Genomic DNA, 20,285 nt, shown 5'->3' with positions numbered 1-20,285 from the left:
GGGGCGGTTTTTAACGCTCCTGTTCATGCTTTTTCTGTCGGCTCGGTGTGCCGTGTAGTATCTGCTCTGCGTTCCGTTTGGCGGTGGCAAGCTGCTCATACTCGGCTTTTGCGGTGCGGTAGGTGTTGTAAGCTGCGTTTTTCTCGGAAATGAGGGCTTCAATCTCCGTATTCAGCTTGGAAGTGGCGGGCAGCTTCTTTCCCGGTGCAAGCACCTTTAGCTGGCGCAGGGCAGCTTCATAGATGATAAATTCCGCTTCGTGGGACTGGCGGTAGTTCTCCGCTTTTCTGCCGGACAGCTTTTTATGAGCGTCAATGGTGGGGCGGGTGCGGCGGTAATCGTTGACAACCTTTCGCAGACTTTTCTTGTCGGAAATGCTCTGCTCAATGCCCCGCAGACTTTCCCTTGCTTCGGAAAGAGCTTTCCGGCTGCTCTCCACGGCTGCGTCCAGCTTGTCAAGGTCAAGCAGTTCGTTCTCCATGAGGAAGTTGTGGGTAGCCGCCATCTGTTTGAGGTTGTGCAGGGAAGCCCAACGGTCATAGCCCACGCCCTTGCCCTCAGCTCGCTTGGCTTCCCGGTCAACCATGCGCTGCAAGGTGTTGTCTGCCGGGGCGGTTTTTGCGGTTTTTTCCTCTCGCAAGCGTTCCTTTTGGGTGTGGGGGTATTCGGGTATGGCTGTGGTCTGTTCGGCGGCTCTGTGGGCGTTCTGCGTGAGCAGGGCAAGGACAGCAGCCTTGTCAAAATCGTCCCCCAGCTTCCGGGCTGTGATAGGCTTTGTCCTGTCCGGCGTGAGGTAGGAAAGCCGCCCCCGGCTCTCCTTGACAGTTACGCCCTCCCGCAAAAGCAGGGAAGCAAACTCGTCAAAGCTGCCAGCTTGGGAAAGTGCCTGCCGTATCGTCCGGCGCAGCTTCGCCTTGTCCGTTTCAAACTTGGTGGGCTTGGTCGGCTGTCCGGTGGCTTCTCTGGCGGCGTTCTCTTTATCAAGGGCAAGCTGCCCTTTCTTCTGCGCCCAGTATTCACGCTCGGTCACTCGGTTCTTGCTGCCATGCAAAAGGTCAATCTGATACAGATTTTCCCGGTGGCACATCTCCATGACTTCGGACTTGAAATATTCCATAGCTGCGTCTGTGCAGCGGTGCTTGCAGCCGTCCTTCGTGTCCGCTGGTCTGTCCATGTAGGGCAGAAGCGGGACGGCTTCAATCCGCAAGCTGTTTATGACGATATGCACATGAATGTTGCCAGAGTGATTGTGCCCGTCCGGGTGGGTGCAGACAATGGCTTGGTGTCCGGGGAAATGCTCGTTGCAAAATTCCTCGCCCAGCGACTGCGCCTTATCAACGGTCAGACCGTTGTCCGTTCCGTCCCGTGGGTCAAAGCTGATGATATAGTGGTGGGATTTCACATCTTCCCGTTTTTGGTTCTTGCCATAGCGGAGATTGGAGCGCAGACAGGCAACAGCAAAATCTTCTTCGCCGCAGTTCAGCGTGGCAAGGCGGTAGCCCTCACGGGGAACAAGCCGCCCGTTTTCATCAAGGGTGGGTTTCATGGTAAACTCGTCATGCTCAAAAGTGAGGTAGGCTTCCGCTGCTCCGTAGTCGGCATTTTTAGAGCTGATATGTTTGAATGTTGCCAACAGCTTCACCCACTTTCTGCAAGACTTCAAACTTCAAGGCTGCAAGGTCGGAAATGGCGGCTCGGACTTCGCCGGACAGGGCGTTATACGGTACGCCGTATTCGTTCAGATACCGGGCAATCTGATTGAGGTTGCCGCCGATCCTGCCGTATTCGGCGGTCAGCTTCCCGACAGCGGCAAGCAATTCATCATTGACCGGGGAAACGGTAACAATGGGGCGTATGGTTGCCCGTGTAATGGCTTGCCGGATAAATTCGGACTGGCTCATACCATAAGGGGCAAGCCGGGCGGTAAAGTCGGCGTATTCTTCATCGGTCAGCCGGGTCTTGACTACCCTGCTGCGGTGGGGCATGTTATATCGTTTCATAGGTGGTTGACCTCCTTTCTGTGCGTGGTGTCCTCTCACTAATAGGAGAAAAACGGGGTGTGTAGCGGAACTGTTTTTGAAATAATCCGAAAAGAATTTGCGGGAATTTTTCAAGCGGCGTAAGCCGCATAAGCAGGGTTTGGGGAAGGCACTCCCCAACAAGATTCCCGCAAGGACAAAATGAGCGATAAGCGAAATTTGGTACTGCGGTAGAATCTTGCTCTAAGAAACTGCCGGACTGCCGTTCACTTGCTACTGCCACTTTTTTGAGAAATCGCAACCAGCTTTTTTCATAAAGAGCTGTTGGATTGCCCTCACTTGCTACTGCCACTTTTTCGGGAAATCTATAACCAGCTTTTTTCATAAAAGGCGGCGGGCTGGCATTCTCCCCCTTACTCCCTACAAACCATAAAAGAGCAGAATGGACGGACTTTCCGGCAAGGACTTTTTCGGCGGCTCGGTCTTTCCCGACAATAAGGCGTTTCGGAAGCTGCGTTTTGCCCGCTGTATGAAAAAATGGCAGCCTTTTGGGGCTTCACTGTCTAATACGGAACTTTTGGAAATTTGCCAAAAATGGGCTCAAAAAAAGCAGCAAATCTTTTTCGGATTTACTGCTTCGTGTGCCGCTGCGGGGCGGCGGTTATTCAGTTGTAAATAAAAGAGGGCGGTAGCACTTTGGGCTATCGTCCTCTTGACTGCACATTTGCAAAGACAGGCGGGGCTGTCAACGGTGGGCGAAGCCCATTTACTTGCCGTTGACTGGCTCGGCTGGATTTGCTATCAATTATTGAATTGAATAGTCTTTACTTTTTCTTCGGAATCAGCACAAACCCACAAACAAGAATATATCCAATAATTGCGATTATAGATGCTTCTATTCCAAACCCTGCTCCTGTAAGGAAAACATTATCTGAAGATATTATTATCGAAAAAATCGGACTTCCATAAGTTCCTTGCGCTGTCGTAATATGGAGAATATCTGTTATCATAATAAAGTTCCATGCGGCGTGTAATAAGGCACTATTACTTATGGATTTTCCTTTGTAGGAAACAAGAGAAAACATGATTCCTACTACTGTACCGCTAATGATTAAAAGCAGAACACCGCTAACAGTAAAGGTTTCCATTGAGGGAATGTGTACTAAACTGAAAAGAAACGATGGAATTAAAATTGCTATATATTTATTCCATCTACTCTCCAATAATTTCATAATATACCCACGAAACAACATTTCCTCTGTTATTCCCGACTTTAGTGCTATAAGCATGGAAGCTATTATAATTAAACATATTTCACCCGCCGAAAAAGAGTTGACTTCAAATTTACCAATCATTGCAAAAATAGCTGTAACGAATACTGGAAGAAAAACAGATATTAGAACACCCCATTTTTTTATGTTCGGTGTAATACCAAAATCTTTCATTTTCAAGTGGAGTCCTTTTGTTGTATAAAGCCAAAAAAGGAAAGCGGTTAGTAATAAAGCCCCCAACATTCTTAGAATTACATATAGTGCATTGCTCGGAAGTTCCACAAACGAAAAAAGCAAATCAAAAGAAATACTGCTAAATAAATCTCCTGCCAAAAATAACAGAAAGTAAACAAGGATATTTACAAGTGTTTTCGATGTCGAAAAATTATATTGTGTTTGATTCAATGATGGTTCCTCCTCAAAAAAATATCTTTTTGCTGTTATATTGTATCATTTTCGACAATAAATTTCTACTAATTTTACGGAATAGCAAGTTGCTGTCTATCAATTTCTTGTGTGTTACTTTATCGCACATGAGCATTTGCACCGGGATTATCGTTACCATATCCTTCCAGAAGATTGATAACTCCCCATACGCCGACACCTGCACCGATTGCGGTTACTACTGTTTTAAGTCCTGTTACTGATGTTGTAAAAAAGCCCATTTGTTTGTCTCCTTTTTCAAAAAATAAAAAGGGAGCTTCTCTGAATTATAATTTTTAGAAAAGCTCCCATATCATAAGTTCCATATTCAGTTGTAAAACAACTTCTGGTCACAATGTCCAGAAGTTAAGCTGTGATTTCTCCGACATCGCATACCTCATCCACCACATCATTCCTCTTAAAGCGGAGTCTGTTGCGGTTCTTGACGTATTTTTCAATGTCAAATTCATTCTTTTTGTCATAATCGGATAACAGCGGGTACTGCTTATGCTTCGTTATATCAAATTTATCTGAGAAAAATGGTCTCACACCTCTAAGCTGCATGATACACTTGCTGCCATCCATAACCGCAATCTCGTCCTGACTCATTAACTCCTTTCCGGTCTTTTGATAATTCAGACCGTAGGACTGGCTCGTACCTCTCGTATCCGAGGTATTATAAAGGTCAATTGTTTCTTTTCCAAGGATTTCTGCCAAGTCTTTCAGAGTATCTTTCTCTTTTCCTCCCAGAAACAGGGTAGTGTCGCAGTTTCCTTCAATCGTGGAAGCGTTGTCCCGGTACAGAGCCTTTAGCTGTGACTTTGACTGCAAAATAATAGAAGCTGATATTTCCCGGCTACGAATGGTAGCAATCAGCTTCTCAAACTGCGGAATCTGCCCAATGTTCGCAAACTCGTCCAGTAAACACCGGACGTGAATCGGCAGTCTCCCATTATATACATCATCTGCCTTGTCACAAAGCAGATTGAATAACTGCGAATACATGATACTTACAATGAAATTGAATGTTGCATCGGTATCCGAGATAATGACAAACAATGCTGTCTTTTTCTCTCCCAACGTATCAAGCTCCAGTTCATCATAAGAAGTCAGGTCACGCAGCTCCTTAATATCAAATGGTGCCAACCTCGCACCACAGCTAATCAGAATTGATTTTGCTGTTTTTCCAGAGACAAATTGTCAAGGACTTTTTAATCAAATTCACAAAAATCCACAAAAAAGGTGTCAGAAGCACCGTATGGCTCCTGACACCTCGTTTGATAGATTACATTTTTCCGTTCAGCAGGTCTTTGCAGAGATACGCATAGTCTGGCAGCTGGTTGATATATGGCTCCCAGCGCCGCTTGATTTCGGCTAATTCCAGCGGGTCGGCTGCTTCCGGTGCATGATCGTTGCCCGTCATATACAAAACATCCATAGCAACATCATCCAAACACTTGAAGCAGAGATCGGCGGCTGATTCTATCCTGATGCCAGTATCCACATAAAGTGGATTTACGCCAATCGCCAGCCAGACATAGCCTACCTTGTCCGACCAGAGCAGTTCAAAATCAGGGCTTTGCCGCAGATGTTCCGCAAAGACCTCCTTTACTCGTTCAATTTCATGCTTCTCTTTTTCTGTGTAAAGCATTTTCGTGTCCTCCTTGACAAAAATTCTGGTGCGTACCATCATCAGTTTAGCACAAGGCGGCTTCGTTTATCAGTCTGTCACATCTGCTGAATTTCATTTTTGAGCATACGCTTGATTTTATCGCTCATGGTTTCTGTGCTGGTATTGCTGAAATGGACATGAACCTTGTAGGTTGTCTTACCGATTTTCTTTACCATCGCTGGCGTGTTTTCCGGCGCTCTGGACGCAGTAGCGGCGTCTGCCACCTGCATAGTACGGGGTTCTCTGTTCATGGCGCTCCTTTCTCCGAACGGGTCTGTGCCGCCCGGTAAAAAATCAGTCTTGCTTACTGTTTACAATGTCTTTTGCTGTCTGTCGGGTAGCACTGGCATTTTCTTCCCGGAAATTCTTCCCGTCAAAAAGAATCGGCGCACACCGTTCCAGAATACGGTCATAGATGCGGGCGTGGGCCAGATCAGGCGGGTTTTTCAACTCGGACAGTTTCAAGTTTGTTGTGATAATCATGGGTCTGCAGCTGCGGTAGCGGCTGTCAATGACAAAAAACATCTGCTCCATCGCATACTCGGTACTGCGCTCCACACCCAAATCGTCAATGATAAGCAGGTCGTACTCGTCAAAGCTGGCGATAAAGTCGGCCTTGTCCTCGGAAAACATCCCGGTCAGGCGGTTCAGAATGGTGGGGAAGTTCGTCATCAGCACAGGCACATCCTGGTCAAGTAAAGCATTGGCAATACATCCGGCGAAAAAGGACTTGCCGGTTCCCACATCCCCGAACAGCAGCAGGCCGGTGTTGTTCCTGTATGCCTCCTTCCAGTTCTCCACATAGGCGCGGGCCTTGTCCATCAGGGGATTTTGGCCGTTGTCGTTGGCAAAGGTGTAGTCGTACAGATAGCGGTCTTGCAGGCCCTGGGCCTTTCGGCGTTTGATACGCTCCATGCGGCGCTGCCGTTCTTCAGCAGCCTTGCGCTGCTCCTCAGCCTCCCGCTGGCACTGGCAGATGCAGCGCGGCATAAAGTAGCCGGATTTCCCGAAGCATGGCACAACAGTCTGCCTCTGGCCGCCGCATTTCTTACAGTGGATGAGACCGTCTGACAGGTCTATATACTCGTCCTCAGCCAGTTCCACACCGGCGGCTGCCTTGTCAATCAGCGCCCGGATTTCTGCGGTAATCTCAATCATACGGTTTCATCCTCCTTTACGCTGTAATCCCGGTTGCGAGAGGGCGGGGCTGCTTTCTTCGCGTCCTCACCGGCCCAGCGCCGGATGGTCGCTGCATGGCTCTGATAACGCTTGCCGGTAGAAGCCATGTACTCGGACAGTTTTTCGATGTACTGTTCCCATACAGCAGGAAAGCTGGCCTGCAAGTCTGCCAGTTCTTCATCCGTCAGGAAAACATTCTGGTAATGGCCATAAGTGTGGGAAAGGTGCCCCGTTTCAGGGCGTACCTTCTCTATCTCTCTCTTTATCTCTATCTCTTTCTCTAACTCTATCTCTATCTCTGGTGGACGAATGTCGGACAAATGTCCGCCACTTGTCCGAAGCGCAGAAAGAGCCTTGTTTTGGAGCCTCGCAGCCCGCTTTCGCTCGGCTTCGGTAGAGGACTGGCCGATTAAAAGTTCGATGTTGCTCATGTAGAATGTGCCGCTGTCCAGCACTTCCACAAGACCCAGCTTCAAAAAGATCTGCAAGGCTCTCTCCACAGTGCCGATCTGCTGGCGGGTAATGGTGGCAATCATCTGCGCCGTGTAAGGGATGCCCTCGTCAAGCTGGAGCCGCCCGCCATGTTTCAGCGATTTCAGATACAGCTTGAGCAGAATGTTGGAATACAGCACACCGTCCTGCATACTTTCCAGCAGCACGATGGAATCATCATCAAAATAGTTTTCTTTGAGTTTCAGGTAATAATATTTTCGGTTGTCTGACATAGGGTTCCTCCTTGGGGTTTCTCTTGGGATTCTGTACGCATTTTAAGGCCGTTTTAGGGGTCGGAGGATAAATCTATCAGCCTGCCTTTGACACCCTCGAAAAAAGCCTTGATTTACAAGGGTTTTTCAGCCCCTAAAGCGTGACATTTCTCCCGTTGTTTCCGCTTGCGCTTTGCGGCGTTGATCCGCTTCATGCGTGCGGCACATTCCGGGCAGTATTTGGCCCGGTTGGAACCGGGGGTAAACAGCGCCCTACATACGGAGCATTTCTTAGCATTCAGCCGGTGGAACAGCGCCGTTTCCAGTTCCTTATCCTGTGGTAATACCGCCGCCCGAAACCACCTGCACAACAGGGAGTAGGAAATAGACTGGACACAGACACATTCCTCCCCATCGTCCAGGGAGATACAGTTTCCGTCGATGTAGTTACAGCACTCATGCACCAGCCTCCGCGCTCTGCGGTACTGGCGGTAATCCATGACGGGGATAGGTTCAGTCTTGTTGTTCTTCATAAATGATTTCTTTCATAGTGCAGCTAACCTCCTTGAATGAATTTATTGTTAAATATTCGTGCAAAGTATTGTTTTCTTCGTGCAAATGGCATATACTATAATTGCCAGCAGAAAGGGGTTGATCGTATGGCTGGAAATACCACAAACATCAGTATCCGCATGGACGCAGATTTGAAAGCGCAGGCGGACGCACTGTTTATGGAACTTGGCATGAACCTGACTACGGCGTTTAACATCTTTGTGCGCCAGTCGCTTCGTGAAGGCGGTATTCCCTTTGAGGTAAGGCTGGAACAGCCGAACAAAGAAACGGTTGCTGCCATGCTGGAAGCGGAAAGGATTGCAAAAGACCCGTCTGTAAAGGGCTATAATGACCTTGACGAGTTGTTTGCTGACCTGAAAAGATGAAAGAAACCAAATATACCGTCAAGTACACGACCAGTTTCAAAAAAGACTACAAACGAGCCATCAAGCGTGGCTTGAAGATCGAGCTGCTGGAGCAGGTCGTAGCATTGCTGGCAATGGGCGAACCGCTGCCGGATAAGAACCGCGACCATGACCTGTCCGGCGATTGGGCAGGTCATCGGGAATGTCATATTCTCCCAGACTGGCTGCTTGTCTACCGCATAGAGGATGATGTTCTGGTGCTGACGCTGGCCCGCACCGGCACACACAGCGATTTGTTCGGCAAATAAACAGTCTGCCGCCGTATGGGGAAACCTGTACGGCGGTTTTTCTGTATGCAAAGGTATGTCGTGAAACGCGACACACTTGACAGGGGTACGCCAAAATGCAGTATCCTTTACCGCTCCGGCTCCCGGTCGTGAGACTTGTTCCGTTCCTGCTGGGACAGCTGCTCGGCGGTTTTGCGGAGCCGTTCCACTGCTTTCAAATCCTCCCGCATGGATTTCATGGCAAGCGTGTCCGTCTGCTTTCCGGCGGCCAGCTGGTCGATTTCCCGCTGCCATGCCTTCGGGGTGATTCCCTCGCCGCTGTCTTTCAAGTCTTTCAGATACCGGACTGCTGCGTCATACAGGATCAGTTCCCGGCTGTGGCGCTGCTCAATCTGTTCCCGCTTTTCCGGCTTTACTTTGGCAAGCTGTTTGTGGATGGACTTGTACTGGTTGTACTGTTCCCACATCTCCCCTCGTTCGGTAAGGGTGGCGATCCGGCGCTCGGCCTTGACGATCTTTCCCCGCAGGTCATAGTAACGGCTGTTCATATCAGCGATTTTTTCATGAAGCTGCTGCATAGACTGGATGCCGTTTGCCTGCAAAAAGCTGAATAGTGCAGCACTTTCCTGCAAGGCCCGGATTTTGCCGGTGCGGGTGTGGGGAGCGTTCAACTGCTGCTGGGCCTCCCACAAGGCGGTCAAGCTGCTTTGCTGTGTTTGTGGTTTTTCCGCTTCGTCTTTCGACCAGAGATAAAGACGGGTAATGCGGGCTTTGATTTCTTTCAGCAGCTTGTTGTCAGCGGCAATCTGCCGGTTTACTTCTCCCTTGTCGGTGCGGATACCGCGCTTTTCCATTTGGCTGGCAGCTGGCCCCAGATGGACAGAGGGAATTTTATCAATGCCCTGCCGCTTGTAGCTGCGGTGGTCAATGCGCTCCGGTCTATCGGCAGATTCCAGCGCCCGGTTGGTGTAGGCTGCCCACGCTGCCCGCCAAATCTCCACATTTCCTTTATCGTTCCAGTCAGTCGTATCCTCCCGATGATTTTTCCAGCCGCCTTTCCCATCCGGGATACGCTGTCCATTCTCGTCCAGATCGTATGCCTTGCGGCACTTTGCGCCCCACTGTCCATTTTCTTTCAAAGGCCGGAGTGTCAGCATGATATGGACATGAGGATTGCCGGTTCCCTTGTCATGGATAGCAAAGTCGGCACACATTCCTTTGTCTACAAAGTTGTCCTTCACATAGGCACGCACAAGGGCAAGCTGTTGTTCGCCGGACAGTTCACGGGGCAGGGCTGCCTCGATCTCACGGGCAAGCTGGCTGTCCCTTGCTTTCTCGATTTGCTCCACGCTGTTCCAGAGGATAGAACGGTCTGCAAATTCCGGCGGGGCGTGGGCAGGCAGCATGATCTCCGCATGAACAATGCCGCCTTTCCGGGTGTAGTCGTGGGTCATTCCGTCCCATTCATTTGTCAGCTTGGTTCCGCTGCGGTAAGCAGCTGCGGCAACGGCAGAACGGCCTGCGCTGCGCTTGATGATACTGACGGGGATATGACAGAAATCTATGGGGAACACCTCCTTTCAGTGAGGGGGATAACAGGCTCTGTGGAGCCGGACAAACGCAAAGCGGGTGTTTGGCTGCGCAGAGCGCACAAGGGGTTTGGGGAGCGTAGCTTCCCATCGCGGACGAAGTACGCAACGCCCCCGGCAGGGCGCACAGCACCGGCAACGGTGTATAAGTGCGCCCTTGTAAACAAGGGATTTACGGCTTGTCCCCGGATTTCGGCAGTTTTGCGGCCAGTTCCGCCGCCCCCGGAAGATGGGACAGGGCAATCAGGAACGCCTTGACCTCTACGCCGGGAAGGCCGGGGGCCAGAGGAAAAATGCCCTCCAAAATGGCCCCGCGCTCAATCAGGCGGCGGGTGCGGGCCTTGCGTTCCTCATTGCGCTGCTTGTTCTCCAAAATCTTCTGGCGGTTCTCAAGCTGCCGGATTTCCTTCAGGACTTCTTCGCGCTCGTCCTTTTTCGATTTCGCTTGGGCGGTGTTGTCTTTGTGCATATCGTTTTCTCCTTTGGCGGCTCCATCCAGCCGCGCTTGATATAATATTTCTGTAACTTGATAATGGCGTTGCGAACCGTGACAATGGCCGCTGATGTCATGAAGCCTTCGGCCTCGGCAATCTCCTTAAAGGGCTTGCCCTCCCAAAACCGGGCATGAAGGCAGCTTGCCTGCCGGGGTGTCAGGGTGGCAAGAGCCTCCTGGAGCCGTTCCATCATCAGGGCGCGGGCGGCCTCCTGTTCCCGTTCCGTTTCTTTCTCCATCAGAATATCTTCCGGGGAGATGACTTGTTCCGGGAAATGGTGTTCTATGCCGGGTGAAGCGTCCAGAGAGTAACAGTGATAGTGCTGCTTTGCGTCATTGGCGTTCTCTGCGCGGCTTTCCTCCACAATGGTGTCTGCAACCTCGTCCGGCACTTCCACAAAGGTGTCTTTCTTGCAAATCGGGTAGTAGTATTTTTTCAGGTTGATGGTTTTCATAGGCCGCTTGTCCATTTCCGGCGTATGAAGTACCGGCGCATCCGCCGGAGCGCCGCATGGATGGACTTCCCAGCCTGGGATGGGGTAATGCCCTCCATCGCGGCAATGTCCTTTACTTTCATCCCCAGCATATATCGGGCATGGACGCGGCGGGCCTGCGTTGGGGGCAGAGAGGAAATGGCCTCATAGAGCCGCCGGAGCAGTTCGGCGTGTTCGGCCTGTTCCTCTTTCTGTACGATGTAGTCCTCCGGCGATGGCTGCGCCCAGCCGATGGCGGCTTTTTCAATCCCATCGTCACAGTCAAGGGAGTAGTGGGCCTTGTAGCGGTACATCTTGCGCTCCCTGGCAGCCTCGGCCCGCTTGTCCAGCAGGAACGCTTCAACGATTTCATCCGACACCTCCACAAAGGTATCCTCGGTGCAGAACGGATAATACTGTTTGAGGTTGATGGTCTGCATAGGCCCGCCCTCACTCTGATGGGAAAAGGCCGTCATAGCAGCGGCGCATATTCCGCAGGCCCCGCCGGATGGCAACGCTGACCTTGCTGCTGTGTACGCCCTCCATCCGGGCAATTTTCGGCTGGTTGATACCGGCGATGTAGTAGTCCCGGATGCGGCGGGCCTGGGTGGGAGTGGCATGGGACAGGGCCTCCGGCAAGGTGGCAATCAGCCGCAGGCGGGCGGCCCGTTCCTCGCGCTCCAAAAGGATTTCCTCCGGCGATCTGCCGTGTTCCAGCGCGTAGTTCTCCGCCCAGCTATATGCGTCCAGAGAGTACCAGGCGCGGTGGTAGACCTTCCGGCGCTCATAGTTGTTCATCTCGCGCTGGGCCTGCCGCATGACCTCCCAAACTTCATCGCTGACCTCCACAAACTCGTCATGCCGGTAGTGGGGATAAATCCACCGCAGATTGATTGTTTTCATAGGCTTACCTCCTGAAAATGGGAGAGGCGGGCAGCTTGTCCGCTGTCCGCCTCCCGCTGGGATAAGGGAAACAATCCCTTTCACTTGGTAGCCCGAAAAGGGGTCATTCGTGGGGTCTGTTTTCAAAAAAATCTTTGAAAATTTTTCTAACCGCGATAATGGAGTCCCGGACAGAATACTTTGAGCAGCCGCAAATCGTTCCGATCTCCGCATAGCTCAAACCGTCCAGGGCATAGAGCAGGAACCGGCGGCGCTGGGCCTCGGTGCAGGTGTCCAGGACGGCCATCAGCTCGTCCAGCGTTTCCATGCGGCAAAGGTATTCCTCCGGCGTTTCGCCGTAGATACCCACGCCCTCGGTGGCAACTATGTATTCGTCAAACTTCCGGCCATCCCAATGCCGCCGCTGCTCATGGGACAGGTTCTCGGCTTTGTGGTCGGCCCGGTCAAGAAATTCATAGACTTCCAGCGTGACCTCCACGGCCACAGCTTGTCCGTTGTAATTGATGGTGACTTCCATCGGCCTTTCCTCCGTTCAGATTTTTGCGGGAAAATCTGAACGGGGCGGCGGGGAACGACACCGGGGGCAAGGTTCGGGCCATGTTGGCCCGATGTTCCGGCCCCATAGGTATGAAAAAACGCCCGGACAGCATGAAGCCATTCGAGCGCAAAAAATACGGTATTCAGTTACATTGTGACAATTTTCGCACTGGCCGCCAGACGGAGCCTGTTCGGTGGCCGGGCTTTTTTTGACGATAGTTCAAATATCGTCTGAATTTGTCGGCGGTCAGTGTGCTTCATGGCGGCTCCCTCCTAAAGCCGCCGTGTTGGCGTATAGGCGTCACTCCTTTGTTGAGGGCATAAGGAACGGCGGCCTTGATTTTGTCAAAGCCGCCGTAAGTGTGTTTAGGGCATGGTGATTGTCTGCTGTACGACGGCTTTTTTTCTTTTGCCGTCGTCCGGCAGATTATTCCAGATTTATGAAACTTGGTGCTTTGCAAATACACGGCGAGAGATACCTGCACCAACTCCCAAAAAGAGCAGTGCTGCCGGGATTGCCCATATCGCATACAGCATCCCGTTACTCATTTGTTCCACCGACAGGAGCGAAATGGCCAGTACATGATAGATCGGAAGAAGTCCAACCAATCGGAACAATGGATTTACTTCGGTGATCGGCAGCAAAACGGGAAAAAGAAAAATTGCCATCGCCGCAACCAAAGCTACAATCTGATTTTTACTGATTGCAGATAGGAACAGTGTAATTCCCGTAACGCTAAGCGTACAGGTAAATGCCAGCAGAATTTGATATTTGAGCAGCGTACCGCAGGTGATATTAAAAGGGATAAACGCTTCCACATAATCACTGGGGGCAAATAGAATACTGCAATCCAACCCTTCTGTTCCATAAAAAACAAAAGCAAGAAGCAGGTTAATTGCTGCAACCAGCGTGGTAGTGAGAATGGCGGTGATAATACCTGCAATCACCTTTGCAGTAGCGCATTTGGTTTTACCGTACTTGCTTGTCAATATGATATTATCAACACCTTCATACTCGCCGGAGAAAATCGGAGCAAGCATGATGATAACCGCAAGAGCAAGCGCGACAAAAACCCGCACCATGTTTCGGCTGGTGGAAAGCCAACCGTCCACATAGCCAATTTTGATTTCTTCATTGCCAAATACATCAGAAACACTTAATCCGTTCCAATTTCCCTCTTTATCAGAAAACCGTGAAAAGGCTGCCGATTGCATGGCGTTTTGATAAACATAGATTGCACTCAATCCATGTAAATCTGATGTCGGTGCAAAATCAGACATCATTTGCTGCACTTTTTCGTCTGTCAGGATTCCTTCATATTTCGCGGCAATTCCCTTGTCGATTTCTACTGCCGTTTTACCTGAACCTTCCGCATTTACACCGTCAAAAGCATATTTGTTTTGATAGGTAGAAAAGGAAATCAAGACGGAAAACAGAAGTATTCCGACCAGAGCAATCAAAGATAAACGCTTTGAAAATACTTTCCGCAGTTCAAAAAGAATTAGTTTTTTCATTCTTCACAACCCCCTTTGAAATAGAACAGGTACAAATCTTCCAAAGTAGGCTGCACCCTTACCGCATTTTCCATAGGCGGACGATCTCCAATAATCCGTAAGATCGTCTGGTTTTCGCTGATGTTCCGCAGATTACTTGTATTGTAGGCAGCCGCGTATTTTTCCGCATAGGCAGTCGGAACTGTACATTCCCATACTTGACCGTCGATTTCAGAAGTGATCTCCTGCGGATTTCCAAAATGAATGATTTGCCCGGACTTCATCATAATGATTTCCTCCGCGATAAACTCCACATCGGAAACAATATGCGTAGACAGGATTACAATGCGGTCTTTGGAAAAGGCACTAATCAAATTGCGGAAACGGACGCGCTCTTTCGGGTCAAGCCCCGCCGTCGGCTCGTCTAAAATCAAAATGCGGGGATCATTGAGCATGGCTTGTGCAATCCCTAAACGCTGTTTCATTCCTCCCGAAAAAGTTTTGATTTTGTGCTTACTTTCCCTCGATAAGTCTACCGCTTCCAGCAGTTCTTTTGACTTCTTCCGCGCTGCCTTCTCGTCCAAGCCTTTTAGGGCAGAAACATAGAGTAGAAAGTCAAACGCTGAAAAATCCGGGTAATATCCGAAGTGCTGGGGTAAGTAGCCCAAAAGATTGCGATAGCGTTCACCCAGCCCAACAATGTTTTTCCCGTTCAGCAGAATTTTCCCGGAAGTAGGATTTTGGATATTGCAGAGCAGACGCATAAGCGTTGTTTTTCCTGCGCCATTTGCGCCCAGCAAGCCGTAGACACCATTGGTCAGGGTAATATTCAAATTGTCTACGGCGGTTTTGGAACCAAACTTTTTTGTCAGTCCAACTATTTTTAATTCCATAACAAAGCTCCTTTCTCCATAGGGAGCAATAAAATACTCTCCATGTGTTTTCATGGAGAGTATAGCGGGGAAATATCTACTTTTTATCTACAAAGCGGGAGATTTGAAGTAGGCGGATACTTTTGCCCCGGTTGTAGTATTTTCGATCTTCAAATAGCCGTTGTGGTGTTCACAAAGCAGCTTGCAAATATATAACCCAAGTCCGAAATGCTCGGAATGGTTGCTTTCCCCTGTGAAGTACGGATTTGCAGCTTTTTGTAGGCTGTCTTTATCAAAACCATTCCCATCGTCTGATACGGAAAGCAGCAAACCGTTGTCATGCAAGGCGAAAGATATTATTACCAAAGTCCGGGCATACCGCACAGCGTTAGAAATCAAGTTGTTGTATACCTGTGAGATAAATGCACTGTCAAGAGATAGCTGCAAAACAGGTATGTCATTTTGTAAAATCAACTCTTTTCCGTTTTTCGTACAAACGATTTTTGCGCTATCATACAAAGAAGATACCAACGGTTGCAAGTCAATCAGCTTGTACTCCGGCTGCGTATCTTCCATACGCCTAATGTTGCTCATGCTGCTTACATAGTTTTCCATACGGGAGATATGCTTTCCCATTGTGGCGGCGGTTTCCCTCGTTTGGGAATTGTCGCTGGCTTGCAGCATTTCATTATAGCCCTTTAGTACTGTCAGAGGGGTACGCAAATCGTGAGCAAAAGCGGCGTTGAGTGCTTTTCGTTCTTCAACTTGCCGCCACATTTTAGAGAAATTGTCCGCAAGGGTTGTCCGCATGATTTCAAAGGACGCGCAAAGCTGTCCCAATTCATCGTTGTTTTCATAGTCGATTGAAAAATCCAAGTCATTGCTCGCTATTTTTTCAGAAGCCACCCGCAGTTCAGCAAGCGGTTTTTTCAGCTTGTTCCTGTAAAATAATAGCGCAGCAGCGATAATACAGAACGCGGAGTAAATCGGTGCAGCAAGTACGGGAAGCATCTCCAGTATAGCGATTGTGTGCTCGTCCTGGTTGGACATTGGGGCAAGTTCAGTCCCAATGTAAGCTCCCTCGCCCAATTGTTCCCCCTGTTCATTTGTCAAATAATATTTTTCGCCGGACGGAGGATAAGATGATCTAATATCTTCAGCAGCACTGCCGCAAATAAAAAAAGTGGCTACGGAAAGAAAAACTGCGAGTACAACAAAAGCAATTACATAGAGAATAAGGCTTTTTCGGAGAGATAAATTATGCCTACGGCAGTTTATTTGACCCATTTGTATCCACACCCCCAAACTGTTTCAACATATATGTGGTCGGTATATGCAGCAATTTTAGTCCGTATCCTGCGGATATGCTCTGCCACAACGCTGCTGTCGCCCTCGCTGTCATAACCCCAAATACGCTCATAAATCCGTTCTTTATCAAAGACCTGTCCCGGATTTTGAGAAAGTAGCTCCACAATATCAAATTCCTTTTTGGCAAGCCCCACACGCTTACCGTCGAAGAACAGGCAACGCTCTGAATAGTCAATCGTCAAATCGCCGGCGAACTTGATCTGCGCTTCAAAATTATGTCGCGCTTCCCGGCGCAGATGAGCGCGCACCCGCGCTTCAAGTTCTACGAGGGAAAAGGGCTTCACAATATAATCATCACCGCCAACAGCAAAGCCTTTCACCTTATCTGTATCTTCAATTCGGGCAGTCAGAAAAAGGATCGGACAGGATACGTGATCGCGGATACGCTTGCAAACTTCTAACCCGTCTGTTCCGGGCATATTGATGTCAAGCAAAATAATATCCGGTTGTTTTTCCACTTGCTTTAGTGTTTCTGCACCATTGAAAGCGGTCAGGACACGAAAGCCCTTGCTTTCAAAAAAGCTGTCGAGCATAGAAACAATATCGCTTTCATCGTCAGCGATTAGTATTTTTACCCCCACTTTACACACCTCCTAACAAATGAGTATAGCACTCTTTTTTCAACTTTTTCTCTATTTCTGATTCGTCAATACTTTTATTGTATTTCTTCACTTTGGAGAAAACAAGGCTAAAGATATGTCGAAGTAATTAAAAGTTAACAGAGGCCGACAAGCCGACCTCTGCTCATATATCTAATCAATCAAAAACCAGTTCTGATAACACAACTTCCTCCACCTGCGCTTTCAGCATGTTCATCAGCCCCACCCAGCGCATAGGGTCACGGGCTTTCAATTCCTCGGTGACGCCCGCCGCCTCCATCATGCGGGGCAGCATGGCGTCTATCCGCTCTCGCGCCGCCCGGTCAATCTCCAACAGGTGCGGATACAGCTTTTCGCTCAAAATCAGGCTGCTGTAAAGGCCGGGCCGGTGTTCCTTCAGGTAGCGTTGCCGCATACGGCCATACTTGCCGATGGGGGCCTCCGGCTGCTCGGAAAGTTTCAGGTTGGGGATGTAGTAATCCCCGCAGCGGGTGTAAGTCAATTTGTTCATGTTCGTCCTCCTTTGCACTGTGACGGTTAAACTGCGGCGCTGGCCGATATGGTGGCCTTGCGCGGCTCCTGCCTGGGTAACTGGCTGACGGTGGTAAAAATGCCCTTCTCCATATCCTCTGCCCGGATCGCGGCCTTTGCTGCCTCCACCTGGGCCTTGCGCTTGGCGTTGTAGCGTTCTTCCCATTCCTTCTGTTTGCCATTGGCCTTGCGGCGCAAGTAGTTCTGGTGAAGCCTGTCCTTGCGTTCCTCCTTCTTCCGCAGTTCTTCCTGTTCCTCCGGGGTCAGGGGAACCGGCTGCAAGGCGGGCGGGATATACCGGCCCACAAAGTTGAAGTAGATTTCAACCTCCTGCGTGGTGTCCTGGCTGCCTTTCCGGGCGCGTTCATGGACAAGGATTTTCTCTACAAACTCGTTGAGCATGGTGTTTGTCAGCGTGTCGAAGTTCTCGTACTTATCAATCAGGGCAATAAACTTCTCCGCAGATTTCCGGCTCTGCTCATAGCCGGTAACGGCCTTTTCCAGTTCCGTGATTTCCGCATGGAGAGTGTCCTGCTCTTTGGCATACTGTGCGTCCAGGGCCTCATACCGGGCGTCCGGCAGCTTACCCAGGGCGTTGTCCTCATAGATTTTGCAAATCAGCTTTTCCAGTTCCCCGGCCCGCTTTTGGACGGCGGCCAGCCGTTTCCGCTTCTTGGAGATGTCGGCGGTCTGCTGGGCGGCCTGCGTTTCCTGGACGGTGCGGATAAACTCGGCCCGGTCATTCCTGGAATATTCCGCGATGGCCCGGAGCATATCAGTTATCAGGGTCAGGATAGCCTCGGCCCGGATGCGGTGCTGTGTGCCGCAAAGCGTCCCGCATGGTATTTTGCTGTACTGGCTGCAAGTAAACTGTGGGTCACGCTTGCCATTATTGACGCGATGGACATACATCTTGCCGCCGCAGTCGGCACAGTACATCAGGCCGGTCAGGGGATGGGCCTCGCCAAAGCCGTCTGGGTAGCGTCTGGCGTTTCCCCGGATACGCTGCACATTGTCAAAGGTTTCCTGGTCGATAATGGCCTCATGGGTGTTCTCAAAAATCGTCCACTCGCTTTCATCCACATAGTGGCTTTTCTTGTCCTTGAAGTGCTTGCGGGTCTTAAAATTGATGGTGTGGCCCAGATATTCCCGCTTTTTCAGGATGTTCACGATGGTGGACGATCCCCAGCCGCAGGGGTCTTTGACCGGCTTTGACCTGTTTACGCCCTCGTGAAAGCGCGCCAGGTGGACAGCGGGGATTTCAATCTTTGCCTCGGACAGCAGCTTCGAGATTTGATAGGGGCCGTAGCCCTCCATCGTCAGGGAAAAGATGCGGCGTACCACTTCGGCGGCTTCTTCGTCAACAAGCCAGTGTTCCCGCTTCTCGTCCCACAGATAGCCGTAGATAACGGTGCCGGTCAGGTGCTTGCCGCTCATGCCCTTGGACTTGAACACGGAGCGGATTTTCCGGCTGGTGTCGCGGGCGTAAAACTCGTTCATAATGTTGCGGAACGGGGTAAAATCATCATCGCCTTTCAGACTGTCCACACCGTCATTGATGGCGATCAGCCGCACACCGCGCTGCCGCAAAATCTCCATGACTTGACCGACTTTCAGATAGTCGCGCCCCAGGCGGCTCATGTCCTTTATGACGATGGCCTCCACCCGTCCGGCCTCGACTTCCTCCATCATCGCCAGAAAGCCGGGGCGGTCAAAACGGGTTCCCGATACGCCGTCATCGGTGAAGTGGGTGGGGTTCGGCAGACCATTCCGGCGGGCAAAGTCCTCCAACATCTTTTTCTGGTTCGATATAGAGTTACTCTCGCCCTGTAACTCATCATCACGGCTCAAACGCTCATACAGAGGGGTGATTTTCTCGTTTCTCATGGCTGTACCTCCTGAAATGAAAATGCTCTAAGTGACTGCTTCACTAACCATGACAAAAAACCATGATTAAGAAGTCACTTAGAGCATACATCTCCCGCCGCCAGCTTGTATTTTTTATACTGTCTGACCGCAAAGTGGTTCGGGTTCTCCTTTTCCAGCTCCTCAAACAGCAGGTCAACCGCATTTTTGAAATTCTCATCATCTTCCCTTGCTTCACTGGCATCCACCAGATCAATCAGCATGGAAAAATTCTGTTCCTCCTCCGGTGCTTCGTACCAGATATATGCGATCAGGGCTGTATAATAGAGCTTTTCCGCTTTCACCCAGAAATCCTCAGAGGCTTGCTGTCCTTCCCCTTTGGTATTTACAATGATTGTGTTTACGAGTTTCAGAATATCCTTTTCGCTACGGATATAAGCGAAAGGATTGTAATGCATTGATTTTGCAAAGTTAATGGTATTCAGCACCTTGATCCGGTAATTATTCTTAGACAGCATTTTGCCACATTCCACGAGGACTGTGCCTTTGGGATCAGTCACAACGTAGGAACTGTGCATCTGCATGAGGTTCGGCTTTACAAAAAATCTGGTCTTGCCGGAACCGGAACCACCGATTACAAGTATGTTTTTGTTTCTCGCATACTTCGGCTGCTTTGGTCTGCCCGACATCATAAGCCGTTCCGTTGCTGTTAAAAGCACGTTATTTTCAAATACAGGATCAACATACGGTTCAATATCTTTGGCTGTTCCCCACCTTGCCGAACCGTACTCCACTCCCTGCCGGAATTTCTTTGCATTTTTCGCTTTATAATAAACTACCATACGAAATCCTATTCCGCATCCCACTCCTACCAGTAAATCTCTCGGCAGAAAACTTGGAAGCGGATTATGGAACGCACCTCCAATCCCATTGATTGTGTCCAACACCTTCTGTAATGTATTGTCACCTGCCTGCTGTCCATACAGCCATGAAACCTTATTCAGAACATATCCGAAAATCACATAGGGAGCGCACTTCAGGGCAAGCTGTTTCTTATTTACCCCTTTTGTTTTTTCTTTGAGAGTTTTCGGAATTGACTGTAAATCCTTTTTAATTCCGTCAATGACC

At 49.8% G+C, this 20,285-nt stretch carries 25 protein-coding genes and 2 pseudogenes; 3 read left to right on the top strand and 24 right to left on the bottom strand.

What is annotated here, in order from left to right; genetic code table 11:
- Positions 1–10 precede the first annotated feature (10 nt).
- From OCV96_RS11555 to OCV96_RS11545, 3 genes are read right to left on the bottom strand one after another with little or no spacing between them, the layout of a single operon-like run.
- A complete protein-coding gene (locus tag OCV96_RS11555; RefSeq protein ID WP_044983951.1) occupies positions 11–1,633 on the bottom strand; it encodes a relaxase/mobilization nuclease domain-containing protein in 1,623 nt (540 codons plus the stop codon).
- Positions 1,605–2,000 carry a plasmid mobilization protein gene (locus OCV96_RS11550; RefSeq protein ID WP_009255338.1) on the bottom strand — a complete coding sequence of 132 codons (396 nt, stop codon included), beginning with the start codon at positions 1,998–2,000 and terminating at the stop codon, positions 1,605–1,607. The genes OCV96_RS11555 and OCV96_RS11550 overlap by 29 nt, the downstream gene beginning before the upstream one ends.
- Positions 1,987–2,364 (bottom strand): hypothetical protein, encoded by a 378-nt coding sequence (locus OCV96_RS11545; protein ID WP_055307240.1) that lies wholly within the window; start codon positions 2,362–2,364, stop codon positions 1,987–1,989. The genes OCV96_RS11550 and OCV96_RS11545 overlap by 14 nt, the downstream gene beginning before the upstream one ends.
- Before the next feature lie 57 nt (positions 2,365–2,421).
- Between OCV96_RS11545 and OCV96_RS11540 the strand changes: the two genes are divergently transcribed.
- Complete coding sequence (locus OCV96_RS11540) at positions 2,422–2,658, top strand: hypothetical protein (protein WP_055307241.1); 237 nt, start codon at positions 2,422–2,424, stop codon at positions 2,656–2,658.
- A gap of 145 nt (positions 2,659–2,803) precedes the next feature.
- On the opposite strand, the gene OCV96_RS11535 is transcribed toward OCV96_RS11540, so the two are convergent.
- From OCV96_RS11535 to OCV96_RS11500, 8 genes and pseudogenes are all read right to left on the bottom strand, one after another.
- A complete protein-coding gene (locus tag OCV96_RS11535) occupies positions 2,804–3,655 on the bottom strand; it encodes a CPBP family intramembrane glutamic endopeptidase (RefSeq protein WP_055307242.1) in 852 nt (283 codons plus the stop codon).
- A gap of 119 nt (positions 3,656–3,774) precedes the next feature.
- Entirely contained in the window at positions 3,775–3,915 is a 141-nt protein-coding gene (locus tag OCV96_RS11530; RefSeq protein ID WP_002594237.1) for a Maff2 family mobile element protein, read from the bottom strand.
- A gap of 124 nt (positions 3,916–4,039) precedes the next feature.
- A pseudogene (locus OCV96_RS11525) lies at positions 4,040–4,873 on the bottom strand (VirD4-like conjugal transfer protein, CD1115 family); the annotation flags it as partial.
- 85 nt (positions 4,874–4,958) lie between these two features.
- Positions 4,959–5,324 (bottom strand): hypothetical protein, encoded by a 366-nt coding sequence (locus OCV96_RS11520; RefSeq protein WP_055214749.1) that lies wholly within the window; start codon positions 5,322–5,324, stop codon positions 4,959–4,961.
- 77 nt (positions 5,325–5,401) lie between these two features.
- Positions 5,402–5,575 carry a transposon-encoded TnpW family protein gene (locus OCV96_RS11515; protein WP_005924807.1) on the bottom strand — a complete coding sequence of 58 codons (174 nt, stop codon included), beginning with the start codon at positions 5,573–5,575 and terminating at the stop codon, positions 5,402–5,404.
- A 64-nt stretch (positions 5,576–5,639) separates the two neighbouring features.
- Positions 5,640–6,503 carry an ATP-binding protein gene (locus tag OCV96_RS11510; protein ID WP_055214747.1) on the bottom strand — a complete coding sequence of 288 codons (864 nt, stop codon included), beginning with the start codon at positions 6,501–6,503 and terminating at the stop codon, positions 5,640–5,642.
- Positions 6,500–7,249, bottom strand: coding sequence for a phage replisome organizer N-terminal domain-containing protein (locus OCV96_RS11505; protein ID WP_262594595.1), 750 nt, complete (start codon positions 7,247–7,249; stop codon positions 6,500–6,502). The genes OCV96_RS11510 and OCV96_RS11505 overlap by 4 nt, the downstream gene beginning before the upstream one ends.
- 113 nt (positions 7,250–7,362) lie before the next feature.
- The gene (locus tag OCV96_RS11500; RefSeq protein ID WP_262594594.1) at positions 7,363–7,761 is read right to left on the bottom strand and encodes a cysteine-rich VLP domain-containing protein; all 399 of its coding nucleotides are present in this window, start codon (positions 7,759–7,761) and stop codon (positions 7,363–7,365) included.
- A 126-nt stretch (positions 7,762–7,887) separates the two neighbouring features.
- Between OCV96_RS11500 and OCV96_RS11495 the strand changes: the two genes are divergently transcribed.
- Positions 7,888–8,166: a type II toxin-antitoxin system RelB/DinJ family antitoxin gene (locus OCV96_RS11495; RefSeq protein ID WP_262594593.1), complete on the top strand. Its 279-nt coding sequence runs from the start codon at positions 7,888–7,890 to the stop codon at positions 8,164–8,166.
- The gene (locus tag OCV96_RS11490; RefSeq protein ID WP_002596328.1) at positions 8,163–8,453 is read left to right on the top strand and encodes a type II toxin-antitoxin system YafQ family toxin; all 291 of its coding nucleotides are present in this window, start codon (positions 8,163–8,165) and stop codon (positions 8,451–8,453) included. The genes OCV96_RS11495 and OCV96_RS11490 overlap by 4 nt, the downstream gene beginning before the upstream one ends.
- 107 nt (positions 8,454–8,560) lie before the next feature.
- Here the strand turns inward: OCV96_RS11490 and mobQ are convergent, their stop codons facing one another.
- The 13 genes and pseudogenes from mobQ to OCV96_RS11425 all read right to left on the bottom strand — a co-directional run.
- Complete coding sequence (gene mobQ / locus OCV96_RS11485) at positions 8,561–10,006, bottom strand: MobQ family relaxase (protein ID WP_262594588.1); 1,446 nt, start codon at positions 10,004–10,006, stop codon at positions 8,561–8,563.
- Positions 10,007–10,193: 187 nt separating this feature from the next.
- Positions 10,194–10,490 carry a DUF3847 domain-containing protein gene (locus OCV96_RS11480; RefSeq protein WP_087268200.1) on the bottom strand — a complete coding sequence of 99 codons (297 nt, stop codon included), beginning with the start codon at positions 10,488–10,490 and terminating at the stop codon, positions 10,194–10,196.
- Positions 10,430–10,969: an RNA polymerase sigma factor gene (locus tag OCV96_RS11475; protein ID WP_148320091.1), complete on the bottom strand. Its 540-nt coding sequence runs from the start codon at positions 10,967–10,969 to the stop codon at positions 10,430–10,432. Before OCV96_RS11475 ends, OCV96_RS11480 begins: the two co-directional genes overlap by 61 nt.
- On the bottom strand, positions 10,966–11,427 hold the full coding sequence (locus OCV96_RS11470; RefSeq protein WP_148320090.1) for an RNA polymerase sigma factor: 462 nt from the start codon (positions 11,425–11,427) through the stop codon (positions 10,966–10,968). Before OCV96_RS11470 ends, OCV96_RS11475 begins: the two co-directional genes overlap by 4 nt.
- Before the next feature lie 10 nt (positions 11,428–11,437).
- The gene (locus OCV96_RS11465; RefSeq protein WP_262594585.1) at positions 11,438–11,890 is read right to left on the bottom strand and encodes an RNA polymerase subunit sigma-24; all 453 of its coding nucleotides are present in this window, start codon (positions 11,888–11,890) and stop codon (positions 11,438–11,440) included.
- 103 nt (positions 11,891–11,993) lie between these two features.
- The gene (locus OCV96_RS11460) at positions 11,994–12,407 is read right to left on the bottom strand and encodes an RNA polymerase sigma factor (protein ID WP_262594584.1); all 414 of its coding nucleotides are present in this window, start codon (positions 12,405–12,407) and stop codon (positions 11,994–11,996) included.
- Positions 12,408–12,865: 458 nt separating this feature from the next.
- Complete coding sequence (locus OCV96_RS11455) at positions 12,866–13,942, bottom strand: ABC transporter permease subunit (RefSeq protein ID WP_262594583.1); 1,077 nt, start codon at positions 13,940–13,942, stop codon at positions 12,866–12,868.
- Positions 13,939–14,814: an ABC transporter ATP-binding protein gene (locus OCV96_RS11450; protein WP_262594582.1), complete on the bottom strand. Its 876-nt coding sequence runs from the start codon at positions 14,812–14,814 to the stop codon at positions 13,939–13,941. The genes OCV96_RS11455 and OCV96_RS11450 overlap by 4 nt, the downstream gene beginning before the upstream one ends.
- Before the next feature lie 87 nt (positions 14,815–14,901).
- Positions 14,902–16,080 carry a HAMP domain-containing sensor histidine kinase gene (locus OCV96_RS11445; protein WP_262594581.1) on the bottom strand — a complete coding sequence of 393 codons (1,179 nt, stop codon included), beginning with the start codon at positions 16,078–16,080 and terminating at the stop codon, positions 14,902–14,904.
- The gene (locus tag OCV96_RS11440) at positions 16,068–16,742 is read right to left on the bottom strand and encodes a response regulator transcription factor (protein ID WP_262594580.1); all 675 of its coding nucleotides are present in this window, start codon (positions 16,740–16,742) and stop codon (positions 16,068–16,070) included. Before OCV96_RS11440 ends, OCV96_RS11445 begins: the two co-directional genes overlap by 13 nt.
- 175 nt (positions 16,743–16,917) lie before the next feature.
- Entirely contained in the window at positions 16,918–17,271 is a 354-nt protein-coding gene (locus OCV96_RS11435) for a TnpV protein (protein WP_262594579.1), read from the bottom strand.
- Between the two features lie 26 nt (positions 17,272–17,297).
- Positions 17,298–19,178 (bottom strand): recombinase family protein, encoded by a 1,881-nt coding sequence (locus OCV96_RS11430; RefSeq protein WP_262594578.1) that lies wholly within the window; start codon positions 19,176–19,178, stop codon positions 17,298–17,300.
- Positions 19,179–19,270: 92 nt separating this feature from the next.
- Positions 19,271–20,251, bottom strand: a pseudogene (locus OCV96_RS11425) (type IV secretory system conjugative DNA transfer family protein); the annotation flags it as partial.
- Between the last annotated feature and the right edge of the window lie 34 nt (positions 20,252–20,285).

This window comes from Waltera acetigignens, from assembly GCF_025567015.1.
GTDB classification, from domain to species: domain Bacteria; phylum Bacillota; class Clostridia; order Lachnospirales; family Lachnospiraceae; genus Acetatifactor; species Acetatifactor acetigignens.
Note: the sequence above shows the minus strand (reverse complement) of the source record. Positions and strands in the feature narration are given on the sequence as shown.

Coding starts and splice junctions, on each gene's coding strand:
- OCV96_RS11550 (WP_009255338.1), bottom strand. CDS start 2,000: ATGAAACGATATAACATGCCCCACCGCAGCAGGGTAGTCAAGACCCGG.
- OCV96_RS11545 (WP_055307240.1), bottom strand. CDS start 2,364: ATGAAAAAAGCTGGTTATAGATTTCCCGAAAAAGTGGCAGTAGCAAGT.
- OCV96_RS11540 (WP_055307241.1), top strand. CDS start 2,422: ATGGACGGACTTTCCGGCAAGGACTTTTTCGGCGGCTCGGTCTTTCCC.
- OCV96_RS11530 (WP_002594237.1), bottom strand. CDS start 3,915: ATGGGCTTTTTTACAACATCAGTAACAGGACTTAAAACAGTAGTAACC.
- OCV96_RS11520 (WP_055214749.1), bottom strand. CDS start 5,324: ATGCTTTACACAGAAAAAGAGAAGCATGAAATTGAACGAGTAAAGGAG.
- OCV96_RS11515 (WP_005924807.1), bottom strand. CDS start 5,575: ATGCAGGTGGCAGACGCCGCTACTGCGTCCAGAGCGCCGGAAAACACG.
- OCV96_RS11510 (WP_055214747.1), bottom strand. CDS start 6,503: ATGATTGAGATTACCGCAGAAATCCGGGCGCTGATTGACAAGGCAGCC.
- OCV96_RS11505 (WP_262594595.1), bottom strand. CDS start 7,249: ATGTCAGACAACCGAAAATATTATTACCTGAAACTCAAAGAAAACTAT.
- OCV96_RS11500 (WP_262594594.1), bottom strand. CDS start 7,761: ATGAAGAACAACAAGACTGAACCTATCCCCGTCATGGATTACCGCCAG.
- OCV96_RS11495 (WP_262594593.1), top strand. CDS start 7,888: ATGGCTGGAAATACCACAAACATCAGTATCCGCATGGACGCAGATTTG.
- OCV96_RS11490 (WP_002596328.1), top strand. CDS start 8,163: ATGAAAGAAACCAAATATACCGTCAAGTACACGACCAGTTTCAAAAAA.
- OCV96_RS11480 (WP_087268200.1), bottom strand. CDS start 10,490: ATGCACAAAGACAACACCGCCCAAGCGAAATCGAAAAAGGACGAGCGC.
- OCV96_RS11475 (WP_148320091.1), bottom strand. CDS start 10,969: ATGAAAACCATCAACCTGAAAAAATACTACTACCCGATTTGCAAGAAA.
- OCV96_RS11470 (WP_148320090.1), bottom strand. CDS start 11,427: ATGCAGACCATCAACCTCAAACAGTATTATCCGTTCTGCACCGAGGAT.
- OCV96_RS11465 (WP_262594585.1), bottom strand. CDS start 11,890: ATGAAAACAATCAATCTGCGGTGGATTTATCCCCACTACCGGCATGAC.
- OCV96_RS11460 (WP_262594584.1), bottom strand. CDS start 12,407: ATGGAAGTCACCATCAATTACAACGGACAAGCTGTGGCCGTGGAGGTC.
- OCV96_RS11455 (WP_262594583.1), bottom strand. CDS start 13,942: ATGAAAAAACTAATTCTTTTTGAACTGCGGAAAGTATTTTCAAAGCGT.
- OCV96_RS11450 (WP_262594582.1), bottom strand. CDS start 14,814: ATGGAATTAAAAATAGTTGGACTGACAAAAAAGTTTGGTTCCAAAACC.
- OCV96_RS11445 (WP_262594581.1), bottom strand. CDS start 16,080: ATGGGTCAAATAAACTGCCGTAGGCATAATTTATCTCTCCGAAAAAGC.
- OCV96_RS11435 (WP_262594579.1), bottom strand. CDS start 17,271: ATGAACAAATTGACTTACACCCGCTGCGGGGATTACTACATCCCCAAC.
- OCV96_RS11430 (WP_262594578.1), bottom strand. CDS start 19,178: ATGAGAAACGAGAAAATCACCCCTCTGTATGAGCGTTTGAGCCGTGAT.